We start from the raw sequence: 18,627 nt of genomic DNA on the forward strand, positions 1-18,627 counted from the left end.
GGGAGAGGTGCGACCGGGATGACGAGGACGGGGACGGCCGGATCGGCCGAGGCGGGCGCGCGAGCCGCGTCGGGCGGTGCGGACGGTGCGCGTACGGCGCGTACGGCGGGTGCGGATACGCCGGGTGCGGTACGCGCGCCGGGCGCGGTGAGCACCGGCGTCGCGGGTGCGGCGGGTGCGGAGGAGGCCGGTCCGGTCATTCGCACCCGTGGTCTGACCAAGCGCTACCGGGGCGGCCAGCTCGCTGTGGACGGCCTCGACCTGACCGTGCCAGGCGGCAGCGTCTTCGGCTTCCTGGGCCCCAACGGGTCGGGGAAGACCACCACGATCCGGATGCTGATGGGCCTCATCGACCCGACGTCCGGCACCGCCGAGGTGCTCGGCCGCCCGATGCCCGGCGCCGCCCGTACGGTGCTGCCGGAGGTCGGCGCGCTGATCGAGGGGCCCGCGCTGTACGGCTTCCTGAACGGCCGGGACAACCTCCTGCGCTACGACCGGGCCGATCCCACCGCCGACCCGCGCACCCGCCGGGCCCGCGTCGAGACGGCCCTGGCACGGGTCGGGCTCGCCGCCGCCTCCGGGAAGAAGGCCAAGGCGTACTCCCTCGGCATGAAGCAGCGCCTCGGGCTCGCCGCCGCCCTGCTCCGGCCGCGCCGGCTGCTGGTCCTGGACGAGCCGACCAACGGCCTCGACCCGCAGGGCATGCGCGAGATCCGTGCCCTGGTCCGGGAGCTGGCCGCCGAGGGCACCACGGTGTTCCTCTCCTCCCATCTGCTGGACGAGATCGAGCAGGTCTGCACGCACGCCGCGGTGATGGCCCGTGGCCGGCTGATCGTCCAGGGCCCGGTCGCCGACCTCGCCGCGGGCGCGCGCGGCCGGCTCGCCGTCACCACTCCGGACCCCGGGGACGCGGCCCGCATCCTCGAGGAGCACGGGCTCACCGGCCTGAGCGCCGACGGCGACCGGCTGACCGCCGACGCCCCGCCCGCCGCCGTGGATCTCGCCGACCTCAACGCGGCGCTGGTCTCCGGCGGGGTGCGGGTGCGGTTCTTCGGCGTCGAGCGGGGCTCGCTGGAGGACGCCTTCGTCGCACTCACGGGAGAGGGATTCGATGTCGCAGGCTGAGACGCCGCCGCCGGCCGGGAAAGCACCGCAGGCTGGGAAAGCACCGCAGGCCGGGACGACACCGCAGGGCGATCCGGGTCCCCGCGATGCGGGTCCCCGCGATGCGGGTCCCCGCGATGCGGGTCCCCGCGATCCGGCGGGGCCTCGTGATCCGCTGCGTTCCCGCGACCCGGTGCGTCCGCGCAACCCGTTGTGGACACTGGGTCTCCTCCGGTCCGAGATCGCCACGCTGCTCCGCCGCCACCGGACCTTCGCCCTGCTCGGCGTGCTCGCCGCCGTGCCCCTGCTCATCGGGATCGCGGTCCGGATCGAGACGGGCGGCGGCGGTGGCGGGGCGGGCGGCCCGGACGGCGCGGCGGGCCCGGCGTTCCTCGCGCAGGTCACCAACAACGGCCTCTTCCTCGTCTTCGCCGCCCTCGCCGCGACCCTGCCGGTCTTCCTGCCGATGGCCGTCGGCGTCGTCGCGGGCGACGCGATCGCGGGCGAGGCGAGCAGCGGCACCCTGCGCTACCTGCTGGTCGCCCCGGCCGGCCGGACCAGGCTGCTGCTGGTGAAGTACGCCTCCGTCCTCACCTTCTGCCTGATCGCGACCCTGGTCGTGGCGGCGTCGGCGCTGGCGGTGGGCGCGCTGCTGTTCCCGGTGGGCGAGGTCACCACGATCTCCGGGACCCGGATCGGTTTCGGCGAGGGGCTGGTACGGGCGGCACTGACAGCGCTGGTCGTCGCGGTCTCCCTGACCGGGTTCGCCGCACTGGGGTTGTTCGTGTCGACGCTCACCGGCAGTGGGATCGGGGCGATGGCGGCCACGGTCGGGCTGCTGATCACGGTGCAGATCCTGGACAGCATTCCGCAGCTGAGCGGCGTGCACCCGTACCTGTTCGCGCACTACTGGATGTCCTTCGCGGACGTCCTGCGCGAACCCGTCCACTGGGACGACCTGATCAAGAACTTCCAACTGCAGGGGCTGTACGTCGCGGTGTTCGGCTCGGCTGCCTGGGCGCGCCTCACGGCCAAGGACATCACGGCCTGAGAGCCCTGAGGGCCCTGAGAGGCCTGACAGGCGAACCGGGAGAGCTTGCCTCCTGGCTGGATCGGATCGGCGGGAGGCCGTCCGCGCCGTCGGCCGGGCGAGCCGTCCCCCGATCGGCTCGTCGCGGCACGAACGGCACGAACGGTGCGGACACCGGGAACGAACGACACGGTACGTTCCGTTTCCGCCTGGGTATTGTTCGGTCTTTGGCGACGAGATGTCAACAAGAGATTGGCTGGAACCCCCCTATGCTCACCGAATGATCACATCGCCGAGCAGTGTGCGCCGCAGCGAACGGTCACGCCGCGCGATCCTGCGGTCCGCTCTCGATCTCTGTACGGAGCGGGGGTACGGGCACGTCACGATAGAGGCCATCGCGGCCGGGGCCGGGGTCAGCAAGAAGACGATCTACCGCTGGTGGCCGTCGAAGGGCGCGGTGCTGCTGGAGGCGTTCACGGACGCCCTGATCGACGCCACGCCGTTCGTGGACACCGGCGACATCGGCGCCGACCTGCGCGTCCACGTCGCCGGCGCGGTGCGACTGCTCTCGGTCCCGCCGTTCGGCCCCGCCTACGCGGGCATCCTCTCCGAGCTGCACCACGACGACCTGCTGGCCCAACAGCTGCGGGAGGAGCTGGTCGACCCGCGCGTCGAGGAAGCGATCGGTCGGCTGCGCGGCGCCCAGGAACAGGGCCAGATCCCGCCCGGTGCGGACCTCCCGCTCGCCGTGGAGATGCTGTACGGCCCGGTCTACTACCGCCACGTGCTGCGCAAGCCCGTCCAGGACGAGGCGACGATCGCCGCCCTGGTGAACCACGTGCTGCGCTCGCTCCGCGCGCCGGGGTACTGAGGCCGGAGGGCGTCGGTCCGCGCCCGCGGCGAGTGCGGTCACCTCCATGGTGAAAGCTCAGAGGGTTGGGGGAGCCCGCCCGGACCGACCGCCGACCGTCAGAGAAAACACTCCAGGATCAGCGGCAGATCCTCCAGCCACTCCTGGAGGCGGCCCCGCCGCCGGGCGGCGAGGAGGCACGGGTGGGCCGTGCCGCGGTGCGGGTGGACGACGACCCTGAGGTGCTTGGGGCCCTCGGCCGCGTACGTCACGGTGCTGATCTCGGCCCAGGGGTAGTGGGCCTCCGCGCCCTCCGGGCCCAGCGTGACGCCCTCGGCGTCGACCAGCAGGGAGCCTCCCGGGCCGACCGCCACGAACGTGAGGTCGGCGTCGGCCGGTGTCGCGCCCGCCAGGACGGTCGGGGCCCGGTGCGGCAGGAGGGCGTTGGACGGGGCGTACGAAGGCGGCGGCGGAAGCACGGGCACGGTGGGGGCGTACGCCGCGGCGGGAGAGTGCGTCACCGCGTCCTGCACGAACAGGTCCAGCAGGCCCGCCGGAGTCGGCCGCTCCCTCGGGTCCTTGGCCAGGCACGCCGCGACGACCGGCCGCAGCCCCTCCGGCACCGAGGTCAGGTCCGGCTGCTCGTGCACCGACCGGTACATCATGCCCATCGGCGTACCCGCCCCGAACGCGCTGCCGCCCGCCGCCGCGACGAGCACCGCGCCCAGCGCGAACACGTCGGCGGCGCCGTCGACCTCCTGCCCCTGGGCCTGCTCGGGCGCCAGGAATCCCGGCGTCCCGAAGGCCGTGCCGGTGGCCGTCAGCCGGGTCGATTCCAGTGCCCGGGCGATACCGAAGTCCAGGACCCGCGGGCCGTCCGGAGCCATGATGATGTTGCCGGGCTTCAGATCGCGGTGCACCAGGCCGCAGCCGTGGATCGCCGCCAGAGCCTCGGCGAGCGCCGCGCCCAGCCCCCGCAGCCGCGCCTCGTCCATCGGCCCCCCGTCCTCCAGGAGTGCGGAGAGGGTGGGCCCGGGAATGTACGCCGTGGCCAGCCAGGGTGCTGCCGCCGCCGGGTCCGCGTCCACCACGGGAGCCGTGTGGAAGCCGCCCACGCTGCGGGCGGCGGCGACCTCGGCGCGGAACCGCTCGCGGAAGTGCGGGTCGCCCGCGAGTTCCGGACGGGCCACCTTCACGGCCACCGCGCGCCCGCCGCGGGAACGCGCCAGATAGACGGTGCCCATCCCGCCGGCGCCCAACTCCCGCTCCACGGCGTACCCGCCGATCCGCTCCGGCAGCCCGCCGCCGTCCGCCCCGTGCTCCATGCGCTGTACCCCCTGTGGTCCGGCGGTCAGTATGACGCAGGGACCGGCCGGACCCGGGCCTGTCGCCGGGCCGTCGTTCACGCCTCCGCCCGCCACCGGTGGCCGGTCCCGGTGCGGTGGGTGATGCTGGTCCGGCGCGTACCGGCTCCGGTGCACCGGTGCGCCGGAGCCGGAGGGCGGGTGGAGCCGTGGCGGACGCCGAGACCCCGGCCGGGCGCGGAACGCCCCGGGGCGTTCCGGACCGGCTGGACGCGGCACTGCTGGACGAGGCGCTGCTGGCGGCCCTGTTCGCCCAGTCCGCCGTCGGCCTGGTCGTGCTCGACCCGCAGCTCCGTCTCGTACGGGCCAGCGTGCTCGTCGACGGGGTGGAGATCGCGGAGTACATCGGCCGCCGGTTCACCGAGGCCTTCCGGCTCGACGACCCGGACGGCGCCGAGCAGCTCATGAAGCGGGTGCTCGCCGGCGAGGGCGCGGTGCGCGACCGCCTCGTGCGCGGCCGGCTGCGCGAGGTCCCCGGCGACCGGGAGTTCCTGGTCTCCGCCTACCGCCTCGACGGCCCCGGCGGCCCCGACGCGCCCGCGCTCGGCCTGCTGACCGCGGTCGTCGACGTCACCGAGCGCCAGCGGGCCCGCGCCCGGGACGCCGCGCTCGCCGCCGTGCGGGAGGCGGTCGGCGGCTCCCTCGACGTCGCCGCCACCTGCCGCGCCTTCGTCGACGCCCTGGTGCCCGGATTCGCCGACCTCGCCGTCGTCGAGGTGGTGGACGACGTCCTGCGCGGCGCCGACCCGCCGGTGGGCCCGCTGCCGCCCGGCACTCCGCTGCGCCGCGCCGCGAGCGGCCGGTGCGACGCGGTCCGGGACACGGCGGAGGGCGACGGGGAGGGCTGGGGGCGGGAGCTCTCGGCCGGGGTGACCCGCCACCTCCCCGCCCGTACGCCGTACGCGCTCGCCACCACCGACCTGCGGGCCCGGCTCGTCCCGCTCGGGCCCGGCGCCCCGTGGCCGGACACCGACCCGGACGGGGCGCGTACCGTCGCGGAGACCGGCGCGCACTCCCTGATCGTGGTGCCCCTGACCCTGCGGGGCGCGGTCCTCGGGCTGGTCAGCCTCTACCGCTGCGGAGCGGCCGAGCCCTTCGACGACGACGACGTCTCCCTCGCCGTCGCGGCGGCCACCCGGGCGGCCCTCGGCATCGACAACGCCCGCCGTTACGAGCGCGAGCACGTCATCGCCTCGACGGTCCAGCGGCGACTGCTCCCGCAGGCCGAACGGCAGCAGGCCGCCGTCGACACCGCACACGTCCTGCTGCCCGGCCGGGACAGCGGCTGCTGGTTCGACACCATCGCCCTGTCCGGCGCCCGCACCGCGCTCGTCGTGGGCGGCGTCGCGGGCGAGGGCCTCCAGTCGGCCATCGCCATGGGCCAGTTGCGTACGGTCATCCAGGCGTTGGCGGGTCTCGACCTGGAGCCGGAGGAGGTCCTCGCCCGGCTCAAGGACACCGCCGACCGCCTCGCCCACGAACGCGCCACCCTGCCCCCGGCCGACGCCCTCCGGAGCGAACCCCTGAGCGCGGGCTGCGTGTACGGGGTCTACGACCCGTTCACCCGCACCTGCACGGTCGCGCGCGCCGGGCACCCCGCGCCGTTGATCGTCGGCCCCGACGGACGGGCGGTCGCCCTCGACATGCCGGAGGGGCCCGAGCTCTTCTCCACCGACAGCGCTCTCTTCGCCCCCGCCACCGTCACCCTGGAGGTGGGCAGCCTCCTCGCGTTCTGCACCGCCGACCTGCTCTCCGGCGACCACGCCGCCGAACGCATCACTCAGGCCCTCGCCCGGCCGGGCCGGAGCCTCCAGCAACTGGGCGACGACATCGTGTACGCGCTGCCGGACGACACCCGCTCCACCGGTGCGGCCCTGCTCCTGGCCCGTACGGGTACGGTCTCCGACCATCTGGTCGCCACCTGGGACCTGGCCCAGGACCCCACCACGCCCGCCACCGCCCGGGGGCTCGTACACGACCGGCTCCAGGGCTGGGGGCTGGACGAGGACACCGTCGAGGCGACCGAGCTGATCGTCAGCGAACTGGTCACCAACGCCGTCCGCTACGGCACTCCGCCCCTGCGGCTGCGGCTCCTGCTGGACTCCGCGCTGACCTGCGAGGTGCACGACGGCTCCACGGCCGCCCCGCACCTGCGGCACGCCGGGACCGTCGACGAGGGCGGCCGGGGCCTGTTCATCGTCTCCCGGCTCGCCTCCCACTGGGGAGCCCGCCACGGGCCGGACGGCAAGGTGCTGTGGACCGAGCAGGATCTCCCGAGCGACGATGCCGACCCCGGACCGTCCCCGTCCCCGTCTCCGTCCCCGGCCTCGCCCCCCTCCCCGTCCCCGTCCCCGCCCCCGGCCTCGGTCCCGCCGGGCTGATTCCGCCCGGAGGCGCACGGTGTTCGCGCCGATCGCGCAGAGTGGTCCGTATGACGAATCCCGCGGAGCTGCTGCGCTCCTTCGCCCGGACCCGTGCTTCCCTCGACGGCGAGGAGGTCACGTACTGGTGGTCCGGAGACGTGTACGCCTGGGCCCCCGACGAGCCCTACCGGCGGCTCTTCGGTTTCGAGGGCCTCAACGTCTCCCGGCTGGTCCAGGACGCGGAGGCGGGGCCGGACGCCTACCGACTGCTCAGCCGTGAGGCCGCGTTCTATCTGGATCCCGTCAGCCGCGAGATCCTGGAGACCTGGCAGGACCTGCCGGTGGTGCACGTCTGGAACGACCCGGCGAACCAGAGGTGGCGTCCCTTCCCGATCCCGACGACCGACCTCGGGGACCAGGTCTGCTTCAGCCTGGAGATCCCGCTCGCCTACCCGTCGCCGCTGCCGGTGGCCGAGTACCCGGTGCAGTCGGCGGGGGACACGTACCGGGCCCTGGAGCTCTTCCAGTTCTTCGCCGACCGCGCCGACCTGGCGGGCCCGGCCCCCGGTGTCCCGGCCACCATGTCGTGGAGCCGGATGTCCCCGTGGCTCCCGTGGATGGCCCGGGGGCAGCGGCCCGGCGGCCTCACCTTCCACTGCCGGGGCCGCAAGCTCGGCGCGTACGCCCAGGTCCCCGAGCGCACCCGCGCGTACATCGCCGCCCACCATCCGGAGTTCGCCCACGCCCCGGAGAGGTGGAGCGAGCCGAACGAGACCAGCTGGACCTACTTCCGCAGGCTCCACCCGCCCCGGGGCTGAGGGCCATGGGGCCCACGCTGCTCAGCCCCGGCGCCCCCTATCGGAGAACGATGTTCCGGCCGGGGCCGCCGTCGACGCTGTCCTTGCCGGAGCCGCCGACGATCAGGTCGTTGCCGGCCTCGCCGTGCACCATGTCGTCGCCGGAGCCGCCGAACAGGATGTCGTCGCCCTCCCCGCCCATGACGTGGTCGTCGCCCGGGCCCGCGTACACGAGGTCGTCGCCGTCGTACGCCTCGATCATGTCGTCACCCCGGCCGCCCCACAGCCGCTGGTCGCCGTCGACGGCCATCAGGTGGTCCATGCCGTCGCCGCCGTCCAGGACCACGCGGCCCATGACCATGTCGTTCCCCGCGTCGCCCCGCACCGTGTGCGCGGTGTGGGCGTGCAGCATGTCGTCGCCGGTGCCGCCGCGGACGGTGGCGACCCCGGGGTCGCTGGTGGCGATCTCGTCGTCGCCGTCGCCGAGGAAGACGTCGATCCGGTCCGGCCGGGAGCTGTCGGTGGGCAGTTCGCAGACGACGTAGGTCTCGTCCCCGGGGGTGAGGTACGCGCAGTGGTCGCCGGGTACGAGCGGGACCGCGTCGCGGAAGCCGATCCGCCTGACTCCGTCGCCCCGGTCCATGGGAACCACGTGGAGGTCGTTCACCTGTCCCGCTCCTGCGGTGAAGGTGATCGACTGCTTCGCCCAGTCGGCGCCCACGCGGGCCTTCGCCCCGGTGCCGGTGGGGGCGGCGAGCGCCGGGGAAGCGGCGAGGCCGGTGGCGAGCAGGGCCACGACGGCCGCGCGGGCGGTGAGTCGGTGTGGGTTCATGGGACCTCATCTCGATGGGGCGGCCGGTGGGCCGGCCGGTCGGCGGGGGCCTGCCCGGGGTACCGGCGACCGGGTCGCGAGGGCGGCGTCCTCACGACCGCGACCGGCGCGCTCCGGTGCCCCGGACAGGCTCTGTTCGTCCCGGCGAGGGCCGGGGCGGGTGCGGTACCGCGTCAGCTCACGTTCACGCGGTGCCGCGTCAGCTCACGTTCACGTCCACGCAGGCGTAGAACGCGTTGGCGGTGTCGGCGATGTTCCACACGGCCAGCACCTTCTGCTTGCCGGACAGGCCGCCGAAGCTGACCTGGTGGGTGACGGTCTCGCCGGGCCGTGCGCCGCCGTCGTTGAACTCGGCGATCTTCCGGCCGCCCGCGTAGTACTGCCAGGTGCTGGTGGCGTGCCGTGCCGTCAGCCGCCAGTTGAAGCTGGTCGTCCGGCCGACCGGGGTGACCTTCCAGCCCTTGCTGTCGTTGTTGAGCTCGGCAAAGCCGGCGTTGCCTCCGCTGCAGCTCATCAGGCCCTTGGGGCCCTCGACGCTCTGCGGCTCGTACTGGATGGCTCCGCAGGGGATCGTGCGGGCGGCGCACTGGGCCTGCCGACTGGGGGGCGATGAGATGTAGCCGTGTGCGCTCGCGCTGCTCGCGGGCAGCGTGACGGCCAGGAGCGGGGCGATTCCCGCGCCGATGGCGACGGCTAAGAGCCTCTTGCTTTTCATGACAACTCCTCTGTGGGGGTCCGTGCCCGCCCGCGCGACAGCGGGTAGGGCATGCGCATGTCAAGCAGCCACGCCGTGACGGTGGGGCTGTCGCGGGTAGCGACGGAAGCGTACCGCGCTTGGTCTAGACCAAGCTAGTGCCCGGCGTGACCTCTGTGCCCGGCTGCCGGGCTCCGGCCGTGCCGAACAGGCGCTCCAGGACCACCGCGACCCCGTCCTCCGCGTTCGACAGGGTCACCTCGTCGGCCGCCGCGCGCAGCTGCGGATGCGCGTTGCCCATGGCGACCCGGCGGCCCGAACCGGCGAACATCGGCAGGTCGTTGGGCATGTCCCCGAACGCGACGATCCGCTCCGCCGCGACTCCCAGCAGCTCGGCCGCCACCGCGAGACCCGTGCCCTTGTCCACCCCGCGCGGGGCCAGCTCCACCGTGCCGGGGCCCGCCATGGTCACCGTCGCCAGATCGCCCACGGCCCCGCGCGCGGCCGCGGCCAGCGCGTCGTCGCCCAGCTCGGGATGGCGCACCAGCACCTTGATCACGGGACGCTCCCACAACGCGGCCCGGAAATCGACGCGTTGGGCGGGAAGCGTCGGGTTCGGCATCCGGTACCCGGCCTCGACCAGGGTCACCCCGTCCACGCCGTCCTGGTCCACGGCGGCGAACACGGCCCCCACTTCCGCCTCGATCTTCCCGAGCGCGGTGTCGGCGGCCTCCCGGTCCAGGGGGACGGACCGCACCAGCCGCCCACCGCCCGCCCCGGCCTCGTAGAGCTGGGTGCCCTGACCGCAGACGACGAGTCCCGTGTACGCCAGCTCCGCGAGCAGCGCCCGGATCCCGGGCACGGACCGCCCGGTGACGACCAGGTGCCGGGCTCCGGCGGAGGCGGCGAGGGAGAGCGCGGCCCGGGACCGGGCGCTCACGGTGTCGTCCGGACGCAGCAGGGTGCCGTCCAGATCCGTGGCGACGAGGGCGTACGCGGGGGTGGTGCCGGGGGCGTATGCGGGTGGCGTGGGCATGGGCCCCAGCCTAGAAGGGCCCGTACGGCCGCTTGCGTGCCAGGGGCGGATCGGGTAGGCGCGCCCGCCGTCAGGCGGCTGCGCCGGTGGCGTTGCGGATGAACTGCCGCAGCACCTTCACCGTGGTGACGTAGTCCGCGTCGGAAACACCCTCGTGGAGTGCGGCGCGGATCGCGGGAGCATTGCGCTTGAGGTCGAGGCGCGCCCGTTCCCCCTCCTCCGTGATCCACAACCGGCCACCCGCGTCCCGCGCGAGCCAGCCGCGCTGTACGAGCTCCTCGGCCGCGGCCGCCAGGTCGTCCTCGGGCCGGATGTACGAGGCCATGGCCTGCTGCAGCTCGGGCAGGGTCATTCCCGCGCCGTCGGGCGAGATGTCGTCGGCCGACAGGTTGCGCAGGAGCCAGAACTGGGGCTGGGTGTAGCCCTTCTCGGCCTGCCGCTCCCGGGTGTACGCGATCAGCGCCTCGTAGGCGACGCCGGTCCAGTAGGCGGCGGGCTGTCCGGCGAGTTCGGTGTCGCTGAGCTGCTGGTCAGGCATGGTGCATGCTCCCTCGGCGCTGCGGTCGGTCGCCCGTACGGTCGTGCGGGCGGCGAAGCCCTTGCGGGCGTTACGGCGACCGTAGGACCTCAAGCGCGGTCGAGGGCAAGGGGCGGGCTCGGCGGGGGCCGGCCCCGGCCCCGGAGGGCTCGGGCGGGGACGTCAGCGGAAGACGCCGCTGTAGGCGTTGAGTGCGGGCTGGCCGCCGAGGTGCGCGTACAGGACGTTGGACCCCCGGGGGATCTCGCCGCCGCGCACCAGATCGATCAGCCCCGCCATGGACTTGCCCTCGTAGACCGGGTCGATGATCACGCCTTCGAGCCGGCCGGTGAGTTTGATGGCCTCCACCGTGGACGCTACGGGGACGCCGTAGAGGTCTCCGGCCCAGCCTTCCAGAACGGTGATTTCGTCGTCCTTCAACTCGCGGCCCAGACCGACGAGTTCGGCGGTGCTGCGGGCGATCTTCGCGACCTGGTCGCGGGTCTCGGTGAGCTTTGCCGAGGCGTCGATGCCCAGGACCCGACGCGGCCGGTCCTGGCCCGCGAACCCGGCGATCATGCCGGCCTGGGTGCTGCCGGTGACGCTGCACACCACGACGGTGTCGAAGAAGACGCCCAACTCCTGCTCCTGCCGCTGCACTTCACGCGCCCAGTTCGCGAAGCCGAGGCCGCCCAGCAGATGGTCCGAGCCGCCCGCCGGAATGGCGTACGGTGTGCCGCCCGCAGCCCGTACGTCCTCCAGTGCCTGGCGCCAGCTGTCCTTGACGCCGATGCCGAAGCCCGCCTGCACCAGCCGTACGTCCGCGCCCATGATGCGGGACAGCAGGATGTTGCCGACCTTGTCGTTGACCGCGTCGGGCCAGTCCACCCAGCTCTCCTGGATCAGGACCGCCTTCAGGCCGGCGCGTGCGGCGACGGCCGCCACCTGCCGCGTGTGGTTGGACTGCACGCCGCCGATGCTGACGAGGGTGTCCGCGCCCTGCCGGAGGGCGTCGGGCAGCAGGTACTCCAGCTTGCGGGTCTTGTTGCCGCCGTAAGCCAGACCGGCGTTGCAGTCCTCGCGCTTGGCCCAGACGCGCGCACCGCCGAGGTGGTCGCTGAGCCGGTCCAGCGGGTGCACCGGGCTGGGGCCGAACAGCAGGGGGTAACGCTCGTAGTCGTCGAGGGACATCGCGGGCTCCTCGTGGGTGTGGACGGGTCCGGCGCGGTGGCACTGCGGCGGGTCGCGGGGTGGAGGGCGTTCAGGGGGACGCGTCGAGCAACGGCAGCAGCGTCTGCCAGTTCGCCCGGGTGGCGGCCACCGCACCCTCGACGTCCCCGGCCGCGCACAGTCCGATGATCCGGTCGTGCTGGGCCACCGACCCGCGTCCGCTCAGCGAGGAGAAGCGCAGCCGCTCCAGGCGCCGCAGCACGGGTGTGAACTGGTCGAGGACGGTGGTGACGGCGGTGTTGGCGCAAGCGGTCACGGCAACGCGGTGGAAGGCGTCGTCGGCCTCCAGCGCCGCCTCGGCGTCGTTGCGCCGCAAGGCGTCGGCGAATCGGGCGTTCGCCTCGCGCATGGCGTCGAGCTCGACCGCGTCCAGTTGCGGAACCGCCTCCCGTACGGCGAGTTCGTGCATGGCGGAGGTGACCGACTGCGCTGCCCGCACGGCGCGGACGTCGAGCGGGCTCACGATGGTGTACCGGCCGGGCTTCGTCTGCACCAGCCCCGCCTGCTCCAGCCTCGCCAGCGCCTCGCGCACCGGCGTACGGCTGACTCCGAGCCAGGCGACCAGATCACCGTCGTTGAGGCGTTCACCGGGTGCGAGAGTGCCGTCGACGATGGCGTCACGGATGGCCCGGTAGGCGCTCTCGCGCAGGAGCGACCGGGAGACGAGACCTCGGTTCTGCGGAACTGGCATGCAATATATTGCATGCTGCGCCAGTCGGGCTGTCAAGACCCGTGCCGACCGGGGCTGTTGGTCGGTCGTCGCTCCCGACGGGCACGCCGCGTCGAGAACGGGATGCGCCCCAACGGCGCTCGATGAGGCGGCTGTCGGTCGGACAGGGATTACGGGACAGCGCCTGGCTGATCGGTGCGTCCAACGGACGAAAGGCGATCGCCGGCTTTTACAGTCCCCCCGGTGTTCTGTAAAAACTTGCTCCCGCCAACCACCTTGTTGGCACGCGGGCGTTGGGCCACAGTTCATCTCGCGGCGGGCCTCGTTCCCACCGCCGGGCGAAAACCCACTCCCGGCGACACGCGCTGACGTATCGCCGAATCAACCCCCCTCGCGAGTTTTCGCCTGCCATCCGAAAGGAATCAGCGTGCGTAATTCCCGCAATTCCCGTAATTCCCGCAGTGCCGGCACGTACAGATTCGCTCTCGTCGCCGCCGCGCTCTCGGCCTCCGTGGTCATGGGAACCCAGGTCACCGCTCAGGCCCAGAGCGCCGCCCCCGCCGGGGACTCGTCCGCCCCGCACTACCAGCCCGAGATGGTACGGGCGCTCGCCGCGTCGCTCGGCGTGGACGAGAAGGCGGCGACCGAACGGCTGGACCGGCAGGACGCCCAGCAGAAGCGGCTCGCCGAGCTGCGCAAAGGCGGACTGGCCGAGAACGGGGCGTTCTTCGACGCCTCCGGCGCCCTGACCGTCAACGCCGAGAAACGTGCTGACGTCGCCCGGTTCGAACAGGCCGGACTCGACGCCCGACTGCCCGCCCGCGGCGAGAGCACCCTCGACCGGATCAAGGCCCAGCTCGACGCCGCCGCCGCGAAGAGCGCCCCGGCCGGAGTGGTGGCCTGGTCCGTGGACCTCGCCGCCGACCAGGTCGTCGTCAAGGTGAACAGCGACCGCTCGGCCCCCGCCAAGGCGTTCCTCGCCGCAGCGGCCAAGCACGGCTCCGCCGTCAAGATCGTGCGCGGCGAGGAGAAGCTCGCACCCCAGGCCGCGATATACCCCGGCAGCAAGATGACGATCAACAACACCACCGGCTGGTGTTCCGTCGGCTACGGCGCCCGCGACCGGTCCGGCAACCAGTACCTGGTCACCGCAGGACACTGCGTCGCCAACCTCCCCACCCTCCGCTACGACGGCACCGCCTTCGCCAAGGGCACCAAGACCCGCTACGCCCTCGGCACCCGCAGCGTCGACATGGGCATCGCGTCCGTCAACTCCGGCCACTCCATCACCACCAGCGTCGGCACCTGGGGCAACACCAACCCGATCGCCGTCCGCGGCAGCAGCCGGGCCTACTCCGGTGCTTCGATCTGCAAGTCCGGGGCGACCACCGGCTGGACCTGCGGGTCGGTCGGCTCCTACAACGTCTCGGTCACCTACGTCGACCGCAACGGCGGGCCCGACACCGTCGTGACCGGGCTCGCCACCTCCAGCGTCTGCACGGAGGGCGGCGACAGCGGCGGCGCGTACATCTCCGGGAACCAGGCCCAGGGCATGACCTCCGGCGGCCCCACCAACCAGCGCTGCACCGGCGGAGTCAACTCCCGGGGCTCCTCCTACTTCCAGCCGCTCGACGACACCCTCGCCTACTACGGTCTGACCCTCAACACCAACTGACCTGCGGCAGAAGGGCTGACCAGGGGCCGTCCACCGGGCTAAGGTGGGCGGCCCCCGCGCCGCCGGTGCCCGCAGACCGTTGAGAGACGCCATGCCGCACATCTTCGATCCCGAAGACCTCGAAGGGACCGACGCGACGTTCGCGGCCGTGTTCCGGCACGCCCTGCGCCGACGCGGACTGCCGCTGGAACGCATCCGCGACCACCTGCGGGCCCAGCAGATATCCGTCAGCCTCGCCACTCTCAGCCACTGGCAGCGTGGTCGCAGCCAGCCCGAGAAGGCCCAGTCGCTGCGCGCCGTCGACGCCCTGGAGTCCCTGCTCGACCTGCCGACCGGCGCTCTGCGCTCGCTGCTCGGACCGCACCGCCCCCGGGGCGGGGCCCGGCCGCCCGACCCGGCCGCGGCCCGAGGCGTCTTCGGTGAGGACTCCGACGTCGAGCGGGCCCTCGGCGACGCCTTCGCCCACTTCAACGCGGGTCTGCGCGCGCTGACCGTCCAGGAGACGGTCTGCCTGGACGACCGCCGGGCCATCCGCGAGACGTCGGTGACCACGGTGGTGCAGGCCGTCCACGACGGCGTCGACCATCTCAGCGTCGTCCACTTCCTCGACTCCCCGAAACCCGGGACGGCCGTCCTCACCGTCCCCGGACGCCCCGCACCGCGCATCCGCTTCCTGGAGGAGCTGGGCTGCGTGGCGGCCGACATCCCGCTCGGGCGGCGGCTGGCGCGGACGGAGACGGCGGTGGTCTCCTACACGCTCGGTGCGCAGGGGGAGACCTCCTGGCAGCACGAGCGCCGCGTCACCGCTCCGCTGCGGGCGTACCTGCTCCACGTGCGCTTCGATCCCGGGGCGGTGCCCACCCACTGCTGGGGATACCGCCGCGAGCGGATCGGCGCCGACCCCAGCCACCGCCACCGCACGGCCCTGGATGACTTCCACACGACCCACCTCATGCCGACGCGGTGCGTACCGGGCGTGTACGGGATCGAGTGGACGTGGCCCGACTGAGCGACGCGAGGCCCACCGCGTGTCCGTACGCGGTGGGCCTCGCGGTATGGCTTTCGGGCCGCTCAGACGGTGCCGAAGTCTCCGGCCCGGACGCCGGCCACGAAGGCGGTGAACGCGGCGGCGGGGACGGTGAGGGCCGGGCCGCTCACGTTCTTGGAGTCGCGGACGGGGACGATGCCGTGCGGGGCGGCGAGGTTGGTGGCGACCTCTACGCACTGGCCGCCGTTGTTGCTGTACGAGGACGTGAACCAACGGGGGGTCTCGGTTGTCACGGGGTGCCCTTCCGTAGCTACGGGTGCTGCAACTCCCCGGACTTGATACCCGTGACGAAGGCGGTGAACGCGGCGGCGGGGACGGTGAGGGCCGGGCCGCTCACGTTCTTGGAGTCGCGGACGGGGACGATGCCGTGCGGGGCGGCGAGGTTGGTGGCGACCTCGACGCACTGGCCGCCGTTTTCGCTGTAGGAGGACGTGAACCAACGGGGGGTCTCGGTTGTCACGGGGTGCCCTTTCGCAACTGCCTGAACATGTCTACGGACGCGGCCTGGGAGGGCGCTACCGCCTGCATCTGATGGTAGGCCGTCAGATGCGGGACCACCGAGCCACTTTCACGCTCCAAATAGCCCTGCTGCGCCGACTCCGCGTACGACATGAGCGAGCGGTCGGGCATCGTCAGGATGGTGATTGGCAGACTGAACGGGCGGTGCTCTCCCATGGTGAACGGCACCACCTGAAGCACCGTATTGGGCTGCTCGGCGAACTCGATGAGCCGGTCCATCTGCGCCTTCATGACCTCCGGACCGCCCACCGGCCTGCGGAGGCAGCTCTCGTCCAGCAGCGCGAAGACCAGCGGCGGCTTCTCCCGGACCAGGGCCGCCTGACGCTCCGCGACCAACGCGACCCGTTCCTGCGCCTGGTCGGCCGTGATCGCCTGTCGCCTGACTGCGCTGTCGGCCAGGACCCTGGCGTACTCCGGGGTCTGGAGCAGGCCCGGCATGACGCCGACCTCGTACAGCCGGATCTCCGCCGCCCGGCGCTCGTAACCGAGGAACTCCGGAAAGCCCTCCAGCAGGCTGCCGTGCTTGATCTGGCCCAGTTCGCGCTCGAACGACGCCTCGGTCCCGGTGAGCCCCAGCACCCGGTCCGTACTGCGCGAAAAGCGCAAGGTCGCGAGTTTACGACCAGTTTCCACCGACGAGATGTGCGTGCTGGAGTAGCCGTTGCGGTTCCCCAGCTCCTCCTGTGTCCAGCACCGCTGCTCCCGTAACCCGCGCAGACGTGCACCGTACGCCGCCTGCGCGGAGCTTTCCGGGTTCAACTCCTTGATGTTCACGGACCCCGTCCCGATCTTCCGTGCCGAATAGGCAAGTTGAATGGCTCTTCACGGTAGGTCACGCTGAATCGCCCCGGTAGTCAATTGGCTACGGAGAGGAGCGATAGGTGTATGGCGAGAACGCTTGTCCGAATGTGCAGGGGCTTCCCGATCTCCCGGTCCTCGGAGCGCTCGTGGTGGACTCCGGTCGTGGTGACCGGGTGGGGGAGTTCCGTGGGGTGGCCGGCCCTTACTGGTCGTTGCGGCCGGTGGGTGGAGGGGCTGAGTGGGAGGCGGAGCCGCGCCGGGTTCGGCCGGCGTTGCTGATGGAGCAGCTCCGGGCCAGGACGGCGCGGCTGAATGCCCGTAGTCGGGGTGAGGTGCTGTGAACGCGGTGCAGGTGCGGGAGCGTTGGTACGTCGCGGAGAGCCACGGGGGTGACGCGGCGAGGACGGTCCGGCTCGGCGGGGTTCTCGCGCCGACGCGGCGGCTGGCCCTGCGTTGGCTGCGGCGGCAGGCCCGGCGTTTCGCGGACGCGCTCGATCCGGAGCCGTACGTGCCCTGGGTTGCGGCCCGTGCGCTGTACCCGGTTCCTGCCGGGGGCCGGCGCGACGCACCGGCGGAACTCCGTGTCTGGGCGGACAGTTTCGGTGAGCACGACTACGCGCTGGGGCGGCTCGCGGAGGGGCTGCCGTACGAGTTCGTCGCCCGGGACGCCGCTGCCTGGTACGGGCTCGTCATGCGTCCTCTGGTCCCCGCCCGTGCCTCTGTCCGTTCCTCTTCTCTCCGGCAAGGATGAGCGTCATGTTGCAGTGCACCGCCGTCAGCGAACTCCCCGAGATGGGTGCGCGCGTGGCGCTCATGGGTCTGGCGGGCGGGCCGGGGCAGGCGTCGAAAGCGCCCGATCTGGACGACTTCCTGCTCTGTGAACTCGGCGAGCACGGCGAGGGGGTCGAGCACGCGGCCCAGCTCTGGTCGGCCTCGGCCCCGGCCGGGCGGGACCTGTGGATGTTCTGGACCGACGCCGACGGCCGCCGCAGGTTCCGCTTCGCGGAGCTGTTGCCGTGCCCGGCCGTCATCCACCGGCTGTCCGTCAAGGACGGGGACGCCTGCGTGCTGTACGACCGGCACCCGGCCGCGCACTCCTGGGACGTGAGGGATCCGCTCGCCGATCTGATGGCGGAGCGGATCCGGGAGGACGTACGACGCGACCGCGACGGAGATGGCAGGGCCTAGCGCCGCTTGCGGCCGACAGCGTTCCGCAGGCCGCCGGTCAGCGTGCCGACGCCGGTGCGCAGGGCGATGTAGTCAAGGGCGCCGCCCACCCCGCGTGCAGCCCACCTGAACGCTCTCACCAGCTGTTCGTCCATCGCGTCGTTCTTTCCCTCGGCCGTACGTCGTCGTCTTCCTGTATGACGCATCTACTGTCAGGGGGGTTGCCCCGACCGCATTCGTACCTGCACTCCCTGCGCCGCCGGGGCGCCTGCCGTAGGTGCGCGCAGGGCTGACGGGCCGGCGTCTCGGGAGGGTATCGCTGGCCGGCGTCGCTGGCCGGCGTCGCGGGTGGGCGTCGCGGGTGGGCGTCAACCTGCCCGCCCGCGATGCCCGCCGCGGATCAGCTGAGGCAGAACTCGTTGTCCTCGGGGTCTGCCATGAGGACCCAGCTCCCACCCTGCTCGTCGAACGTGCGCAGCGCCCGCGCACCCAGCCCCACCAGTCGCTCCTCCTCCGCGTCGCGCTGCCCCGGCGCGGCGTGCACATCGATGTGGAGTCGGTTCTTCACCGTCTTCGGCTCCGGTACCCGCTGGAACAGCAGCCGCCGCCCCTGCCCCGTACCGCTGACCTCGTCGTACGGGTCGTCCGGATGCCGCGCCGCCGCGAGGTCGCGCCAGGCGCGGCGGCCGTGGGCGTGGGTCGTGATGGCCTCGGGTACAGCTCCGGCGGCGAGCAGTTGCTCGACCAGCGGGCTGTTGTCCTCGACGAGATAGCCCAGGGCCGCCGCCCAGAATCCGGCCTGTGCGTGCGGGTCGGCGCTGTCGATCACGAGCTTCCAGGACAGTGTCTGTGTCATGGAAACCGTTTATAGTGGTTACATGAGCGAAAGGGCAACGGGCGCGCCGGAACAGTCCCAACAGTCCCAACAGT

The 18,627-nt window shown here is 72.7% G+C and carries 21 protein-coding genes; 10 read left to right on the forward strand and 11 right to left on the reverse strand.

The features are described 5' to 3' along the window. The first annotated feature begins 18 nt into the window (after positions 1–18). The 3 genes from ACH4RG_RS05060 (at position 19) to ACH4RG_RS05070 (ending at position 3,005) form a co-directional block, all read left to right on the forward strand. On the forward strand, positions 19–1,125 hold the full coding sequence (locus tag ACH4RG_RS05060; RefSeq protein WP_397927724.1) for an ABC transporter ATP-binding protein: 1,107 nt from the start codon (positions 19–21) through the stop codon (positions 1,123–1,125). Further along, on the forward strand, positions 1,112–2,155 hold the full coding sequence (locus ACH4RG_RS05065) for an ABC transporter permease (protein ID WP_398539134.1): 1,044 nt from the start codon (positions 1,112–1,114) through the stop codon (positions 2,153–2,155). The genes ACH4RG_RS05060 and ACH4RG_RS05065 overlap by 14 nt, the downstream gene beginning before the upstream one ends. Positions 2,156–2,414: 259 nt before the next feature. Beyond that, positions 2,415–3,005, forward strand: a complete 591-nt coding sequence (locus tag ACH4RG_RS05070) for a TetR/AcrR family transcriptional regulator (RefSeq protein WP_397919763.1) — start codon at positions 2,415–2,417, stop codon at positions 3,003–3,005. A gap of 98 nt (positions 3,006–3,103) precedes the next feature. Here ACH4RG_RS05070 and ACH4RG_RS05075 read toward each other — a convergent pair whose 3' ends face one another. Then, complete coding sequence (locus ACH4RG_RS05075; protein ID WP_397919765.1) at positions 3,104–4,309, reverse strand: serine/threonine-protein kinase; 1,206 nt, start codon at positions 4,307–4,309, stop codon at positions 3,104–3,106. 188 nt (positions 4,310–4,497) lie between these two features. On the opposite strand from ACH4RG_RS05075, the gene ACH4RG_RS05080 reads away from it, so the two are divergent. After that, a complete protein-coding gene (locus ACH4RG_RS05080) occupies positions 4,498–6,729 on the forward strand; it encodes a SpoIIE family protein phosphatase (protein ID WP_398539135.1) in 2,232 nt (743 codons plus the stop codon). A gap of 50 nt (positions 6,730–6,779) precedes the next feature. Then, on the forward strand, positions 6,780–7,529 hold the full coding sequence (locus ACH4RG_RS05085; RefSeq protein WP_397919769.1) for a DUF1838 family protein: 750 nt from the start codon (positions 6,780–6,782) through the stop codon (positions 7,527–7,529). 37 nt (positions 7,530–7,566) lie between these two features. Here ACH4RG_RS05085 and ACH4RG_RS05090 read toward each other — a convergent pair whose 3' ends face one another. The 6 genes from ACH4RG_RS05090 to ACH4RG_RS05115 form a co-directional block, all read right to left on the reverse strand. Further along, positions 7,567–8,340 (reverse strand): calcium-binding protein, encoded by a 774-nt coding sequence (locus ACH4RG_RS05090; RefSeq protein WP_397919771.1) that lies wholly within the window; start codon positions 8,338–8,340, stop codon positions 7,567–7,569. Positions 8,341–8,539: 199 nt separating this feature from the next. Then, positions 8,540–9,055: a lytic polysaccharide monooxygenase auxiliary activity family 9 protein gene (locus ACH4RG_RS05095; RefSeq protein WP_397919773.1), complete on the reverse strand. Its 516-nt coding sequence runs from the start codon at positions 9,053–9,055 to the stop codon at positions 8,540–8,542. A 124-nt stretch (positions 9,056–9,179) separates the two neighbouring features. Then, on the reverse strand, positions 9,180–10,070 hold the full coding sequence (locus tag ACH4RG_RS05100; RefSeq protein WP_397919775.1) for an HAD family hydrolase: 891 nt from the start codon (positions 10,068–10,070) through the stop codon (positions 9,180–9,182). A gap of 70 nt (positions 10,071–10,140) precedes the next feature. Further along, complete coding sequence (locus ACH4RG_RS05105) at positions 10,141–10,608, reverse strand: MarR family transcriptional regulator (protein ID WP_397919777.1); 468 nt, start codon at positions 10,606–10,608, stop codon at positions 10,141–10,143. Positions 10,609–10,770: 162 nt separating this feature from the next. Further along, positions 10,771–11,778, reverse strand: coding sequence for a 1-aminocyclopropane-1-carboxylate deaminase (locus ACH4RG_RS05110; RefSeq protein WP_398539136.1), 1,008 nt, complete (start codon positions 11,776–11,778; stop codon positions 10,771–10,773). 70 nt (positions 11,779–11,848) lie between these two features. Further along, a complete protein-coding gene (locus ACH4RG_RS05115; protein WP_397919781.1) occupies positions 11,849–12,508 on the reverse strand; it encodes a GntR family transcriptional regulator in 660 nt (219 codons plus the stop codon). Between the two features lie 496 nt (positions 12,509–13,004). Between ACH4RG_RS05115 and ACH4RG_RS05120 the strand changes: the two genes are divergently transcribed. Continuing rightward, positions 13,005–14,162, forward strand: a complete 1,158-nt coding sequence (locus ACH4RG_RS05120; protein ID WP_397920540.1) for a S1 family peptidase — start codon at positions 13,005–13,007, stop codon at positions 14,160–14,162. A gap of 91 nt (positions 14,163–14,253) precedes the next feature. Then, positions 14,254–15,171, forward strand: a complete 918-nt coding sequence (locus ACH4RG_RS05125; protein ID WP_397919783.1) for a hypothetical protein — start codon at positions 14,254–14,256, stop codon at positions 15,169–15,171. Positions 15,172–15,233: 62 nt separating this feature from the next. Here ACH4RG_RS05125 and ACH4RG_RS05130 read toward each other — a convergent pair whose 3' ends face one another. Genes ACH4RG_RS05130 through ACH4RG_RS05140 form a run of 3 tightly spaced genes read right to left on the reverse strand, consistent with a single transcriptional unit; the run spans position 15,234 to position 16,503 of the window. Next, the gene (locus ACH4RG_RS05130; protein WP_397919785.1) at positions 15,234–15,443 is read right to left on the reverse strand and encodes a DUF397 domain-containing protein; all 210 of its coding nucleotides are present in this window, start codon (positions 15,441–15,443) and stop codon (positions 15,234–15,236) included. Between the two features lie 17 nt (positions 15,444–15,460). Further along, the gene (locus tag ACH4RG_RS05135; RefSeq protein ID WP_398539137.1) at positions 15,461–15,670 is read right to left on the reverse strand and encodes a DUF397 domain-containing protein; all 210 of its coding nucleotides are present in this window, start codon (positions 15,668–15,670) and stop codon (positions 15,461–15,463) included. Further along, complete coding sequence (locus tag ACH4RG_RS05140) at positions 15,667–16,503, reverse strand: Scr1 family TA system antitoxin-like transcriptional regulator (RefSeq protein WP_398539138.1); 837 nt, start codon at positions 16,501–16,503, stop codon at positions 15,667–15,669. The genes ACH4RG_RS05135 and ACH4RG_RS05140 overlap by 4 nt, the downstream gene beginning before the upstream one ends. A gap of 107 nt (positions 16,504–16,610) precedes the next feature. Here ACH4RG_RS05140 and ACH4RG_RS05145 point away from each other — a divergent pair, with 107 nt between their 5' ends. From ACH4RG_RS05145 to ACH4RG_RS05155, 3 genes are read left to right on the forward strand one after another with little or no spacing between them, the layout of a single operon-like run. Continuing rightward, the gene (locus ACH4RG_RS05145) at positions 16,611–16,871 is read left to right on the forward strand and encodes a hypothetical protein (RefSeq protein ID WP_397918367.1); all 261 of its coding nucleotides are present in this window, start codon (positions 16,611–16,613) and stop codon (positions 16,869–16,871) included. Further along, positions 16,868–17,281 carry a hypothetical protein gene (locus ACH4RG_RS05150; RefSeq protein ID WP_397927735.1) on the forward strand — a complete coding sequence of 138 codons (414 nt, stop codon included), beginning with the start codon at positions 16,868–16,870 and terminating at the stop codon, positions 17,279–17,281. The genes ACH4RG_RS05145 and ACH4RG_RS05150 overlap by 4 nt, the downstream gene beginning before the upstream one ends. A 5-nt stretch (positions 17,282–17,286) precedes the next feature. Continuing rightward, a complete protein-coding gene (locus tag ACH4RG_RS05155) occupies positions 17,287–17,718 on the forward strand; it encodes a hypothetical protein (RefSeq protein ID WP_398539139.1) in 432 nt (143 codons plus the stop codon). A 379-nt stretch (positions 17,719–18,097) separates the two neighbouring features. On the opposite strand, the gene ACH4RG_RS05160 is transcribed toward ACH4RG_RS05155, so the two are convergent. Further along, a complete protein-coding gene (locus ACH4RG_RS05160; RefSeq protein WP_398539140.1) occupies positions 18,098–18,553 on the reverse strand; it encodes a VOC family protein in 456 nt (151 codons plus the stop codon). Positions 18,554–18,627: the final 74 nt, after the last annotated feature.

This window comes from Streptomyces sp. NPDC021019 (genome assembly GCF_044333295.1).
Classification (GTDB): domain Bacteria; phylum Actinomycetota; class Actinomycetes; order Streptomycetales; family Streptomycetaceae; genus Streptomyces.